Here is a 14,222-nt window from a genome sequence, read left to right as displayed (position 1 = left end):
CTCCTCTATTCTTCTCACATCTGCATTTGCGGCATGCATTCTGACGAAAACGTAATCGACTCAAGCACACGGAGCAGTGCCTCTGCCGTATCGATTGACGTTAAGCAGACGATGCCGTTTTCTACCGCTTCCCGGCGGATGCGGAAGCCATCCCGCGCCGGCTGTTTTCCGCGCGTCAGCGTATTGATGACAAACTGCGCTTCCCCCTGCTGAATCACGTCGAGCAAATGCGGCTTCGCTTCACCAATTTTGTTGACGACCGTCACCGGAATGTTTTTCGCTTTAATATAGCCTGCCGTTCCGGCCGTAGCCAGAATATCAAAGCCGATCTGATGGAAGCGCTCCACGAGGCTGAGCGCCTCTTCTTTGTCTTTGTCGGCAATCGTAAACAAGACTGAACCGTGGGTCGGAATCGTCATTCCCGAAGCGATCAGGCCTTTGTAGAGCGCCTTTTCAAGCGTCTGGTCACGACCCATGACTTCACCGGTCGATTTCATTTCCGGTCCGAGCGTAATATCAACGCGACGGAGTTTAGCAAAGGAGAACACCGGCACCTTCACCGACACCTCACTCGCTTCTTCCTGATAGCCTGTTTCGTAGCCAAGCTCCGGCAAGGTTTTGCCGAGCATCACCTTCGTTGCGAGGTTCGCCATCGGCACGCCGGTAATTTTGCTTAAAAACGGCACGGTCCGGCTTGAACGCGGATTGACTTCGAGCACATACACTTCGTCGCGGTGCCAGACAAACTGAATGTTCAACAGGCCGACGATACGCAAGCCTCTCGCAATCGCAATCGTCCGCTCGATCACCTTCTGCTTTAACTCATCAGGAACGGTTTGCGGTGGATAGACAGCGATCGAGTCGCCTGAATGCACCCCGGCACGTTCAATATGCTCCATCATTCCCGGAATAAAGACGTTCTCGCCATCAGAAATCGCGTCGACCTCGAGCTCTTTCCCGGTCAAGTAGCGGTCAATCAATACAGGATGCTTCGGATTGACATTGACGGCATTCGTCATATAGTTGAGCAGCTCTTCTTCCTTATAGACAATTTCCATCGCCCGGCCGCCAAGCACATAGGATGGCCGCACGAGCACCGGATAGCCGATTTCCGTCGCAATCGCCACCGCTCCTTCGACCGACGTCGCTGTTTTACCTAGCGGCTGCGGAATATCGAGCGCCAGCAGCGTCTGCTCAAACTTGTCACGATCCTCGGCGCGGTCCATGCTTTCCAGCGACGTCCCGATAATCGGCACGCCGCGCGCCTCAAGATCGGCGGCGAGATTAATCGCCGTCTGCCCGCCAAACTGGACGATCACCCCTTCCGGCTGTTCGAGCTCAAACACATGCATCACATCTTCAACCGTTAACGGCTCAAAATACAGCTTATCTGACGTGCTGAAGTCCGTTGAGACGGTTTCCGGATTGTTGTTCATAATAATCGCTTCATAGCCGGCTTCCTTGATCGCCCAAACTGTATGGACGGTCGCATAATCGAATTCAATGCCCTGTCCGATCCGGATCGGGCCGGAGCCGAGGACGAGGATGCTTTTCTTGTCCGTCCGCACCGATTCATTTTCTTCTTCGTACGTTCCGTAAAAATAAGGGGTTTCCGATTCAAATTCCGCCGCGCATGTGTCCACCATTTTATAAACAGGACGAAGGCCGTTCGCCGCGCGAAGCTCGTAAACCGCGCGCTCCTCCATCTGCCAGAGACGGGCAATTGCCAAATCGGAGAAGCCACGTTCCTTCGCTCTCTGCAATACGTCGAGATCACCTTTTTTTCCGGCCAATTCCTGCTCAAGCTTCATCATCCGCGCCAGCTTCTGAATGAAAAAGCGGTCAATTTTCGTCCGTTCGATCAGCTCTTGTACGGTTTCTCCGCGGCGCAGCAGCTCAGCAAGCGTAAACAGCCGTTCATCATCGGCTTTCTCAATCCGCTGCAAAAGCGTCTCCGTCGGAGCTTCGGCAAGCTTTTTATCATAGAGATGGTCATAGCCGGCCTCCAGAGAGCGAACAGCTTTTAACAACGACTCTTCCAAATTACGGCCGATCGCCATCACTTCACCGGTTGCTTTCATTTGGGTGCCGAGCGAACGGTTGGCAGCATCAAATTTATCAAACGGCCAGCGTGGAATTTTCGTCACCACATAGTCGAGCGCCGGCTCAAAGCTGGCATAGGTTTTCCCGGTAATCGGGTTCAGCAGTTCATCGAGACTGTAGCCGACGGCAATTTTCGCCGCCATCTTGGCAATCGGGTAACCGGTCGCCTTTGAAGCGAGCGCCGAGGAACGGCTGACGCGCGGATTAACCTCGATAATATAGTACTGATCGCTGAACGGATCATGGGCAAATTGTACATTACAGCCGCCTTCGATACCGAGCGCGCGAATAATCGTCAATGACGCGTTGCGGAGCCGCTGATAATCGCGGTCGGTTAACGTCTGACTCGGAGCAACGACGATCGAGTCACCTGTATGGACGCCGACAGGATCGATATTTTCCATATTACAGACGACGATCGCCTGGTCCTTCGCGTCACGCATCACTTCATATTCCACTTCCTTGAAGCCGGCGATGCTTTTTTCAATCAGACATTGCGTAACAGGGCTGTACTTCAATCCGCTTGTGACGATTTCTTTCAGCTCTTCTTCCGTATGAGCGATCCCGCCGCCCGTGCCGCCGAGCGTATAAGCCGGCCGGATAATGACAGGGAAACCGATCTGCGCGACAAATGCTTCCGCTTCCGTAAGAGTGTGGACGATTTCGCTTTCCGGCACCGGCTGCTCCAGCTCATTCATCAAGGTGCGGAAGAGGTCGCGGTCCTCGGCCTTTTGGATCGCCTCAAGATTCGTTCCGAGCAGTTCAATTCCGTAATCGGCGAGAATTCCCGCTTGTTCCAGCTCCATCGCCATATTCAGGCCTGTCTGTCCGCCAAGCGTCGCGACAATCCCATCGGGACGTTCTTTGCGGATGATCCGGCTGACGAATTCAAGCGTAATCGGCTCAATATAAACACGGTCGGCCATCGTCGTATCCGTCATGATTGTCGCCGGATTTGAATTGATCAAAATAACCTCATAGCCCTCTTCTTTAAGTGCCTGACAAGCCTGTGTCCCGGCATAATCAAATTCCGCCGCCTGCCCGATGACAATCGGCCCCGAACCGATCACTAATATTTTCTGAATATCTTCACGCTTCCCCATTGCTCCCTCTCCCTTCTCTATTACGCAAGTACTCGTGCTTTCTTTTCCGCTTCCATCATTGTCACAAACTGATCAAACAACGGGTTTGCATCCTGCGGACCCGGCGAGGCCTCCGGATGATATTGGACGCTGAACGCCGGTGCGTTAAGATGCTTGACTCCTTCTACCGTTCCGTCATTGACAGCGACATGCGTCAGCTCCAGACGTGTATCGACTAAGGAATCCGGATCTACGGTATAGCCGTGGTTTTGCGCTGTAATGTCAATTTTCCCTGTCGCCAGCTCACGCACCGGATGATTCGAGCCGCGATGGCCGAAGCGCAGCTTGCTCGTTGTCGCGCCGCACGCCAAAGCGAGCAGCTGATGACCGAGACAGATTCCGAAAATCGGCACGCGGCCAAGTAGCCCCTGTATCATCGCAATCGCGCCAGGAACATGAACCGGGTTCCCCGGGCCATTGCTTAGCATCACACCGTCTGCACCAAGCCGGATGATTTCCTCTGCGCTCGTATTGTATGGGACAACGACGACATCGCACTGTCTGGCGATCAGCTCCTGTAAAATACCGTGCTTCATTCCGAAATCAACGAGCACGACGCGATTTCCGCGCCCGGGCGCGTGATAGGCATCCTTTGTCGAGACGAGCTCGACCTGATTCGTCGGCATCACCGTCTGTCTCAGCTCGGCGGCAACCACCTGCGGATCGACCTCCAATGAACAAATCCGTCCTTTCATCGTTCCATGCTCGCGGATCAGCCTAGTCAGCTTTCTCGTATCGATCCCGGCAAGACCTGGAATGCCCTTTGCTTCAAGAAGCGTGCCAAGCGATTCCTCCTCCTTCCAATGGGAAGGCTCCGCTTCATATTCCTTTACGATCAAGCCATGAATCGCCGGGGTGATCGATTCAAAGTCATCGCGATTTATACCGTAGTTTCCAATGAGCGGATAGGTCATCGTCACAATTTGGCCGCAATAGGAGAGATCGGACAAAATTTCCTGATAGCCCGTCATTCCGGTATTAAACACAACCTCACCGCTCATCTCTTTGTCAGCACCAAAGCCTTCGCCGACAAACACGTGACCATCCTCTAAAATCAGCTGCTTTTTCATGCTTTCACCTCTTCCTTATGAAAGACAAGCTTCCCGTCAACAAATGTATAAAGCGGCCAGCCTTGGCACACCCAGCCATCAAACGGCGTGTTTTTTCCTTTTGAGAAAAACGCTTCCTTATCAATCGCTTTTTCAGTCGTTAGATCAATCACCGTTACGTCGGCAACGCCGCCCTCTGTCAAAACCGCGGCAGGCAAGGAAAATGCTTCGGCCGGTTTCACCGTCAGCCAGTCAACCAGCTGCTTCAGCGTCGCTTTTCCGCTTTTCACCATGTGGGTATACAAGAGCGGAAAGGCGGTTTCCGAGCCGACAATGCCAAGCGGTGCCCGTTCCATTCCGGCTGCTTTTTCTTCCTCGCGATGAGGCGCATGGTCGGTCGCAATGAAATCAATCGTTCCGTCAAACAACCCTTCCCACAGCGCTTCCTGGTCCTCTTTCGAACGGAGTGGCGGATTCATTTTAAAATTCGGATCCAGGCCTGGAATATCATCCTCGCACAGCAGGAGGTGATGCGGTGATACTTCCGCCGTGACGCGAATGCCGGCGCGCTTCGCATCGCGCACAACGCGGACGCTTTCCTTCGTGCTAATATGGCAGACGTGATAATGGGCGCCCGTCGCTTCAGCGAGCAGGACATCACGGGCAATATGTACAGATTCACAAATCGACGGGATTCCTTTCAAGTTATGCTTGGCGGCATAGTTGCCATCATGAACATAACCGCCGTGGATCAGCGTATCCTCTTCACAATGGGCGACGATTGCCATGTCAAGCTCGGCCGCGCGTGTCATCGCCTGCAGCATTTGATCGGCCGATTGAATGCCTACACCGTCATCGGTGAAGGCGAACGCCCCGGCTTCCTTCAAAGCGGCAAAATCAGTCAGCTCCTGACCAAGCTGTCTGATCGTGATCGACGCATACGGAAGGACGCGGACATAGCCCGTTTCTTCCATCTTCTTGCGGATGTGACTAAGCGTTTCCGCATTATCCGGGACAGGGCGTGTATTTGGCATCGCACAAATCGTCGTAAAGCCGCCCGCCGCTGCCGCCTTTGAACCGGTGGCAATCGTTTCCTTCGCCTCTCCACCCGGCTCGCGCAAATGAACATGCACATCGACCAGACCCGGTGCGACAAGCTGACCTTCGACATCAATCACTTCCTGCGGCTCACCCGGCTTTTGAAAATACGTCCGTCCTTCTGAAATAAAAACATCCTGCTGCTTTAATGAACCGTCCTGCTGTAATACGAAACCGCCTTTTAATTGAATTGTCATTTCATTTCCTCCTCTTAAATTAGGTTAACGTGTCAGCGCCCGCTTCAATACAGCCTGGCGAACAGCGACTCCATTTTTCATCTGTTTAAAAATCCGCGAACGCTTTGCTTCGACAAGCTCACTCGCCAGTTCAACATCGCGGTTGACCGGACCGGGATGCAGAATGATCGCTTCCTTTTTCATCCTTGTCTCCCGCTCAAGCGTCAACCCGTACTGTCTGTGATACTCCTCCTTCGACCAGCGCATCCCGCCGCCATGGCGTTCATGCTGAATCCGCAAGAGCATCATCACATCGGCCTGCCCGAGCGCTTCATCAAACGGAAGATGGTCATACTCATCCGTAAAGCCTGCCATCCATTCCGCAGGTCCGGCGATGCGGACGTCGGCGCCAAGCCGCTTTAATGCCCGCGCATTTGAACGCGCGACCCGGCTATGGCGCAAATCCCCGGCAATGACGACTGTCAGGCCGGCAAACTGGCCAAACTCCTGCTGAATCGTCAGTAAATCAAGCAATGACTGCGTTGGATGATGCCCGCTGCCGTCGCCGGCATTAATGATCGGAATCGATACGTGCTCGCGCAAGTCATGGTAATATTCATTTTCCGGATGGCGTATCACCACGGCCTCAACACCGATCGCTTCAAATGTTTTGACAGTGTCGAGCAATGTCTCGCCTTTTTGCACGCTTGAATGCTTGGCGTCGAAGGAAAGCACCTCCAGACCGAGCTTCTTCTCAGCGACCTCAAAGCTGTAACGGGTCCGCGTACTCGGTTCAAAAAACAAGTTTGCGACAAACTGCTCCGTTTCTCCGCGCCATGACTTTCCATAGGAAAAGGTCTCGGCTTCCTCCAGCAATGTTGTAATTTCGCTAACCGGGAGAAGATCAAGTGACAGCAATTCCTGACGCAGCTGCGGCTCATTCATTTTCACGGTGATCATCGACATCAGCCTCCTTGATTTTTTTATTGTTTTGCGAGGGAGTGCAGTGGCAAGAGGGAAGACAACCTTTTGCCATAATGTTAAAAACCCTGAGAGCGATCTCTCAGGGTAGCCCGAAGCAGGCAGCCGTGGCCGCTTCCGCTTCAAGCACCCTTTGAGGTCTCTCTGAACCACATTAAAGGGGCTTATATATATGCTTTAGGCGACTTCCTCATTTTCCTCTTCTTCCTGGAACATCGGCTTTTTGCTGTAGCTTGCCGCTTTATCCGGCAGCACTAGATGCAGGACGATCCCGACAAGTGTCGCCAGCGCCATGCCCGGAATTTGCATATCCTCAGAAACCTGGATAAACGCTCCGCCAACTCCAAGGACGAGGATCACGGAAGAAATAATCAAATTCCGCTTCGCTCCAAGATCAATCTGATTATCAATCAGCATCCGCAAGCCGGACGAAGCGATTACTCCGAAAAGCAGGATCGAAACACCGCCCATTACCGCCGCCGGAATCGTAGAAATAATCGCCGATATTTTCCCGATAAAGGCAAAGCAGATCGCCATTACCGCGGCGCCGGCGATAACGAACACACTAAACACCCGGGTAATCGCCAGCACGCCGATATTTTCACCATAGGTCGTATTTGGCGGACCGCCGATTAGGGACGCGATCATCGTCGCCACGCCATCGCCCAAAATCGAACGGTGCAGACCCGGCTTTTCGATAAAGTTTTTCCCGACGACCTTGCTCAGAACCATTTGGTCGCCAATATGCTCGGCGATTGTTACAACGGCAATCGGCGCGATAATCGCCACGATTTTCCAGTTGAATTCAGGAGCATACGTCACAAACGGGATGATAACGGCCGGAGCCGCCAGCCAGCTCGCCTCGCCAATCGGCGTCAGGTCGACAATCCCGACGAAGTAGGCTGTCACATAACCGCCGATAATTCCAAACATAATCGGCACTAGTCCGAAGAAGCCTTTAAAAAACATCGAAGCGATCACGGTAATCGCCAGCGTGATCAAGGCGACTGTGAAATGGAGCGAGCTGTAGGCTCCGTCGACGTTCATCGCCATATCAATCGCCGTCGGCGCAAGGCCGAGCCCGATCACAATAATAACTGGTCCGACGACGATCGGCGGTAAAATTTGCAGGATCCATTTGACGCCGCTTTGCTTAATCAAAAGCGCGACGATCCCGTAGACCAAACCGGCAAAGAAGCTTCCGATCATCGCTCCTTCAGGACCTCCGAGCGCTGTGGCCGAGAGGATCGGAGCAATAAAAGCAAAGGATGATCCGAGATAAGCCGGAATTTGTCCCTTCGTAATGAACAGATAAGCAAGTGTGCCGAGTCCGCTTGAAAGCAAGGCAACCGACGGACTCAAGTCAACGAGAAACGGCACAAGAATCGTCGCGCCAAACATCGCGCATAAGTGCTGAAAGCTTAAAATAAACCATTTATCCAATCTCGGTATATCACGGATTCCTATTTTTTCTGGATTTTTCATGTTCCTTCCCCCTGCTTTTTCTCTCTTCTTCTCAAAAAAACCCTCTCTGCGGCTGACAGAGAGGGTTTCGCGGTCTTCATTAAGGCACAGTAAGACCAGGGAAAGCACTCTTGTCAGCCTCACAGGACTGAGTTAAAGAGAACATTATAATGAGTAGTAGTTATTCTTTTTCTTCAATTGTCACTTGATCACTATCATCGACTTCGCTCAGCTTGGCGACAATCACTTCACTCTTTGAAGTCGGGACGTTTTTTCCGACATAATCGGGTCGAATTGGCAATTCCCGATGACCGCGGTCAATCAGGACAGCCAATTGAATTTGTTCAGGCCTTCCTAAATCAATCAGCGCGTCAAGGGCGGCGCGCACGGTACGACCGGTATAAAGGACATCATCGACCAGGATCACTTTCATTCCACTAATAGTGACCGGAATATCCGTCCCCTGGATAATCGGCTCCTCGCTTTTCGACTTTACCGTTAAATCATCGCGATAAAGCGTGATGTCGATTTCCCCTACAGGGATCGACGCCCCTTCAATTTGTTCAATTCGCTCGGCCAGACGCTTCGCCAAATAAATTCCTCTCGTTTTGATGCCAACGAGGACGCAATTCTCAATTCCTTTATTGCGTTCAATAATTTCATGTGCAACGCGGGTGATCCCGCGGCGGATCGCCTGTTCATCTAAAATGACCCGTGTCATGTTCACACCTCCAGCCTACCTGTATCAGAAACGAAAAAACCTCTCATGTCCAAAAGACATGAGAGGTGAATGTACGTTACATATACTACCTGTACGTTCGTTTCCTTCTCAGCCTCACGGGACTGTAGTTAAAGGACATTTAGTTCTTGTTCAGTATGCACGATCTCTTTCGTGATGTCAATCATTTTTTCTGCTTACATCGAGCGTAAATAGCGGAGTACTTCTTCCATTTCCGCTGGAATAGGCGCTTCAAACTCCAGCTCCTCTCCTGTCCGGGGATGGACGAAGCCAAGAACGGCAGCGTGAAGAGCTTGCCCTTCAATATCGACCGTTTTCTTCTTCGGTCCGTATTTCGGATCGCCGACCAGTGGAAAGCCGATATATTTCATATGAACGCGAATTTGATGCGTCCGCCCTGTTTCCAGCTCACACTGCACATAAGTGTGATTGGCGAAGCATTCCAACACGGTAAAATGAGTAACGGCTTCACGGCTGTTTTCATCGGTCACCGCCATGCTTTGGCGGTCTTTTTTATCGCGTCCGATCGGCGCATCAATCGTGCCGTGCTGATGAGGAATCACCCCGTGGACGATCGCTTTGTAAAGACGTTTCGTCGTTTTCGCCTTCAACTGCGAGACTAACGATTCATGAGCGCGGTCGTTTTTGGCGACCATCAGCAAGCCTGACGTATCCTTGTCAATCCGGTGAACGATCCCCGGGCGAATCACCCCGTTGATCCCCGACAAATCCTTACAATGATACATCAGCGCATTCACAAGCGTGTGTGAATAATGCCCAGGTGCCGGATGGACGACCATCCCGCGGGGCTTATTGACCACAATCACATCTTCATCCTCAAACACAATATCGAGCGGAATGTTTTCTGCCTTTATTTCCAACGGCTCGGGTTCAGGAACGGTTAACGTGATCTGATCACCCTCCGCCACTTTATAATTGCTTTTTACAGCTTGCTCATTGATCGTTACGGCGCCCTCTTTAATCCATTGCTGTACTTGGGAACGTGACCACCCCTCAAACGACGTCAGCAGCTTGTCAATCCGTTCTGCCTCCTGTTCGGCCGTCACTGTCCAATTGTAAACTTCCATTACTTTTTCTCCTTCTTCTCGCGGCGCTCATCACCGATCATCTTAATAAACAACAGCCCTACACCGATACATAACGACGCATCGGCGACATTAAATATCGCAAAATCATAACCGAATATATATGTATCGACAAAGTCAACGACTTCTCCGCGAAAGAGACGGTCAATAAAATTGCCAATCGCTCCGCCAAGAATAAGCCCTAAAGCTGTCCCGAACAAACGGCTGTTTTTCGCTTCCTTTTGCATGTAATAAATAATTCCGATGATGACTACGGTTGTAATAATATAAAAAAACCACATCTGGCCCTGCAAAATTCCAAAAGCAGCACCTGTATTGCGGTGCGACGTAAAATAAAGAACATTTTCAATAATCGTCAACCGTTCCCCAATTTCCATCTGTGTATCAACTACCCATTTTGTCAGTTGATCAATCAGTATAATCGCGACTGCTAAAAGGTAATATTTCAAAGCTGGTCCTCCTGTCCCTATCTTTCCACACTATAGCATTATAGCACAAAAAGGTTGGAACCAAAACGCTTAAGAAGCCGACGCTTCGCCCTCATCCTTAAAAAACGGAGAGCAGGGGCTGACACACTCAGCGTCCCAGCCCCGCTCTCCCTTCATTTGTCGCCATTGACGTAATGATTTAAATGAACATTGTGCTGGACATCAACCTTATCACTTCCGGTATAACCCTCAATTCCAGTCGATAAAAATCCTTCGATTTCTTCGACATAACCGATTGATTCATCCTCCTCATCAAGCGAGGCATCCTCATAGGTCATCGAGTTGTCATTAAAGCGCGCAACCGCTTGGTAGGCATCTTCCGCATCAAATTCGGTCTCGTCGTCGCGCCCGTCAAATTGATAAGCAGAAAACCCTTTTAGCACATCCTCTTCGGCTGGACGTCCGCGATTTTCCTGTGAGGCGGCGGCGACAATGGTCCGCGCAGTCGGATTTGCCTTGAGGCGCTCGAGCGGAATCGTCTGACCGGTCGCTTCACAAATGCCGTATGTGCCATCGGTAAACTTCCGCAAAGCATGCTCCACTTCTTCATGCTCGCGCTCGGCATGCTCAAGCAAAGCATAATCCTTTTCCCGCTCATATAAGTCCGTTGCCGCATCAGCTGGATGGTTATCATATTGCGAAAGCTCGCCTGTCAGATCGGATAACGCCTGGTGTGTTTCATCACCAAACTCCTGCTTAATGATTTTTTCAAGTTCCGCTTTACGCGCGACTAGCTGCTGTTTCATTTGTCGGTAATCTGTCACTGCTGTCTCTCTCCCTTTAGATCGGCATGAACATCCAACGAGCGAATGTTCTTTTTTAGTGTGACCAACAATCAAGCAAATAGTCGTTAAGAAAAGAGCCGGGGCAAAAGGTTGTTTTTTACCTTCTACTCCAGCTCCATCCAGGCGATCATCGCCTTTCTTATTAGACGTTTTGATAATACGTTGACACCGTTTCGGCACATGACGAACATAAAGTAGGATGCTCGCTGTTGGAGCCGACGGTCGTTGATACGACCCAGCAGCGCTCGCATGTTTCCCCTTCCGCCTGCTGAACGACAATCGCCAAATCTTCAAACACCGCTGCTTCACCCGGCGCTTCGCTCGCTTCACCCGCCAGCTTAACCGCAGAGACGATAAACAGCTTTTCCAACGACGGGATTGAGCTGAGCAGCTGACGGACGGCGCCGCTTGCATAAATCGTAATCGCCGCTGTCAGCGATTTCCCGATTTTCTTCTCGTTTCTGGCCTGCTCCAATGCTTTTAACACATCGTCGCGGACAGACATGAAATGGTTCCATTTTGCCAGCAACGCTTCCACATCAGTAAACGTTTTTGCCTCAGGCATATCCGTTAGCTGCACACTTTCCTCGCTCACACCCGGAATATGCTCCCACACCTCATCGGCTGTGTGAGACAAAATCGGCGATACTAATTTCGTTAACGCGACAAGCACGTCATACATCACCGTTTGAATTGCTCGGCGGGCGGGATGATTGGCATGCTCAATATAGAGCGTATCCTTCGCCATATCCATGTAGAAGGAGCTTAATTCAATCGTACAGAAATTGTGGATCGTATGGTACACAGTCGAAAACTGATAATGCTCATAGCCCTGCTTCGCTTTTTCAACGACTTCGTTAAGCTTGACGAGCATAAACAAATCAGCCTCACCGAGTTCCTCCGTCGCCACGCGGTTCACCGCCGGATCAAAATCATGCAGATTTCCAAGCAAGAAGCGGAACGTATTGCGGATTTTCCGGTAGGTTTCGGAGACCTGCTTTAAAATCTTATCCGAAACACGAACATCGGCCTGATAATCAACTGACGCAACCCAGAGGCGCAAAATATCGGCTCCAAGCTGCTTCATCACATCGTTCGGCACGACGACATTTCCGATTGATTTACTCATCTTCCGCCCTTCACCGTCAAGCGCGAAGCCGTGACTCAACACCCCTTTATACGGCGCTTTCCCTGTAACGGCAACGCTTGTCGACAACGAAGAGTTGAACCAGCCGCGATACTGATCCGAGCCTTCCAAATAGAGGTCAGCCGGACGGACGAGGTCGGCCCGTTCCTCTAACACCGCCTGATGCGAAGAGCCGGAGTCAAACCAGACGTCCATAATGTCCATTTCTCTCGTAAAGCTGCCATTCGGGCTATGTGGTGACGTAAAGCCTTCCGGAAGAAGCTGCTCCGTTTCCCATTCGAACCAAATATTTGATCCATGCTCGCGGAACAAGGCGGAAACATGGTCAATCGTCTCGTCTGTAATGATCGGCTCGCCATCTTCTCCGTAAAAGACCGGAATCGGCACACCCCACGCCCTCTGTCTTGAAATACACCAGTCCCCGCGGTCGCGCACCATATTGTACAGACGGGTTTCTCCCCATTTCGGCAGCCATTCGACTTCCTCGATCGCTTTAAGCAGCTCGGGACGAAATTGCTCGATCGAAGCAAACCATTGCGCCGTCGCCCGGTAAATAACCGGCTTTTTCGTCCGCCAGTCATGAGCGTACGAGTGCGTGATGAACGTCAGCTTCAGCAAAGCGCCGATCTCATCCAGCTTTTCGGTAATCGGCTTGTTCGCTTGATCGTAGAACAGACCTTCAAAGCCCGGCGCTTCGTCCGTCATATTCCCTTTGTCATCGACAGGGCAGAGTACATCAAGACCATATTTCTGACCGACAAGATAGTCCTCCTCCCCGTGTCCGGGAGCGGTATGAACACAGCCCGTACCGGCATCAAGCGTGACATGGTCGCCGCACATGACAAGCGAATCGCGTCCGTAAAGCGGATGCTCGGCTTTGACGTATTCAAGCTCCTTTCCTTTAAACGTCTTCAGCACGTCGACCTGTTCCCATTCCAATTCTTTTTCAAGCGACTCAAGCAGTCCGGCAGCGACAACATATTTCTTGTCAGCAACCTTCACAACGTTGTAATCAAGATCTGGATGGACGGAAATCCCCAAGTTTGCCGGAATCGTCCAAGGCGTCGTCGTCCAGATGACGATTGCTTCATCACCTTCAAGGACATCATTTCCTTCCTTCACCTGAAACGCCACATAAATCGAAGGAGAACGTTTGTCGTGGTATTCAATTTCAGCTTCAGCAAGAGCAGATTCCGACGAAGGAGACCAATAAACCGGCTTTTTGCCTTTGTAAATATAGCCTTTTTTCGCCATTTCACCAAACACCTTGATCTGCTGGGCTTCGTATTCCTTCTCAAGCGTCACGTACGGATTCCACCAGTCACCGCGCACTCCTAAACGCATAAACTGCTCGCGCTGGCGCTCAATTTGCTTTTTCGCGTATTCTTCGCACAGCTTGCGGAATTCAGCGACGCTCATCGCCTTGCGGTTCACCTTTCCGCTCTTCGTCAATGCCGTTTCAATCGGTAGTCCGTGCGTATCCCAGCCCGGCACATACGGCGCGTGGTAGCCGCTCATTGATTTATAGCGGACGATAAAATCCTTTAAAATTTTATTTAGCGCATGTCCCATATGAATATCGCCATTTGCGTATGGAGGTCCATCATGCAAAACAAATAACGGACGTCCTTCGGTACGTTGCTGCACCTTTTGATAAATATCACTTTCACTCCATTTTGCTTGTCGTTCCGGTTCCCGGTTCGGAAGATTTCCCCTCATCGGAAAATCAGTTTGCGGCATTAACAGCGTTTCTTTATAATCCATTCTCTTTCCTCCTATATGGTTAATAACTTTATTCAGCTCATATTAGCGCATCAATGATTGCAGCGGTTCTTTTCAAGCTGGCAATGGCTTCGTTCGCTACTCTCCAGGCTTTTTAAAAGATGTAGCAACTAAAAAAACTAAAAAACTTCCCGCCCCTAAGTAAGGGACGAGAAGTTAACC

General features: G+C 51.1%; 10 protein-coding genes and 1 other annotated feature (1 of these 11 only partly in view). All 10 genes read right to left on the bottom strand.

The features are described 5' to 3' along the window. Positions 1-14: 14 nt before the first annotated feature. The gene (gene carB, locus M3202_RS03475; protein ID WP_251221960.1) at positions 15-3,206 is read right to left on the bottom strand and encodes a carbamoyl-phosphate synthase large subunit; all 3,192 of its coding nucleotides are present in this window, start codon (positions 3,204-3,206) and stop codon (positions 15-17) included. 20 nt (positions 3,207-3,226) lie between these two features. Beyond that, complete coding sequence (locus M3202_RS03470; protein ID WP_251221959.1) at positions 3,227-4,315, bottom strand: carbamoyl phosphate synthase small subunit; 1,089 nt, start codon at positions 4,313-4,315, stop codon at positions 3,227-3,229. Beyond that, positions 4,312-5,589, bottom strand: coding sequence for a dihydroorotase (pyrC, locus tag M3202_RS03465; protein ID WP_251221958.1), 1,278 nt, complete (start codon positions 5,587-5,589; stop codon positions 4,312-4,314). The genes M3202_RS03470 and pyrC overlap by 4 nt, the downstream gene beginning before the upstream one ends. A 24-nt stretch (positions 5,590-5,613) precedes the next feature. After that, a complete protein-coding gene (locus tag M3202_RS03460) occupies positions 5,614-6,528 on the bottom strand; it encodes an aspartate carbamoyltransferase catalytic subunit (RefSeq protein WP_285890139.1) in 915 nt (304 codons plus the stop codon). 198 nt (positions 6,529-6,726) lie between these two features. Then, positions 6,727-8,034 carry a solute carrier family 23 protein gene (locus tag M3202_RS03455; RefSeq protein WP_251221957.1) on the bottom strand — a complete coding sequence of 436 codons (1,308 nt, stop codon included), beginning with the start codon at positions 8,032-8,034 and terminating at the stop codon, positions 6,727-6,729. A gap of 160 nt (positions 8,035-8,194) precedes the next feature. After that, a complete protein-coding gene (pyrR, locus tag M3202_RS03450; protein ID WP_251221956.1) occupies positions 8,195-8,734 on the bottom strand; it encodes a bifunctional pyr operon transcriptional regulator/uracil phosphoribosyltransferase PyrR in 540 nt (179 codons plus the stop codon). Between the two features lie 194 nt (positions 8,735-8,928). Continuing rightward, positions 8,929-9,840 carry an RluA family pseudouridine synthase gene (locus tag M3202_RS03445; protein ID WP_251221955.1) on the bottom strand — a complete coding sequence of 304 codons (912 nt, stop codon included), beginning with the start codon at positions 9,838-9,840 and terminating at the stop codon, positions 8,929-8,931. Then, on the bottom strand, positions 9,840-10,307 hold the full coding sequence (lspA, locus tag M3202_RS03440) for a signal peptidase II (protein ID WP_251221954.1): 468 nt from the start codon (positions 10,305-10,307) through the stop codon (positions 9,840-9,842). The genes M3202_RS03445 and lspA overlap by 1 nt, the downstream gene beginning before the upstream one ends. Before the next feature lie 152 nt (positions 10,308-10,459). Further along, positions 10,460-11,110 (bottom strand): TraR/DksA C4-type zinc finger protein, encoded by a 651-nt coding sequence (locus M3202_RS03435; protein WP_251221953.1) that lies wholly within the window; start codon positions 11,108-11,110, stop codon positions 10,460-10,462. Between the two features lie 163 nt (positions 11,111-11,273). Then, complete coding sequence (ileS, locus tag M3202_RS03430; RefSeq protein ID WP_251221952.1) at positions 11,274-14,042, bottom strand: isoleucine--tRNA ligase; 2,769 nt, start codon at positions 14,040-14,042, stop codon at positions 11,274-11,276. Between the two features lie 159 nt (positions 14,043-14,201). After that, positions 14,202-14,222: a binding site (T-box leader), on the bottom strand; it runs 192 nt beyond the window's last position.

Source organism: Halalkalibacter oceani (genome assembly GCF_023715605.1).
GTDB classification, from domain to species: Bacteria; Bacillota; Bacilli; order Bacillales; family Bacillaceae_D; genus Halalkalibacter; species Halalkalibacter oceani.
This window is presented reverse-complemented; position numbering and strand designations above follow the sequence as displayed.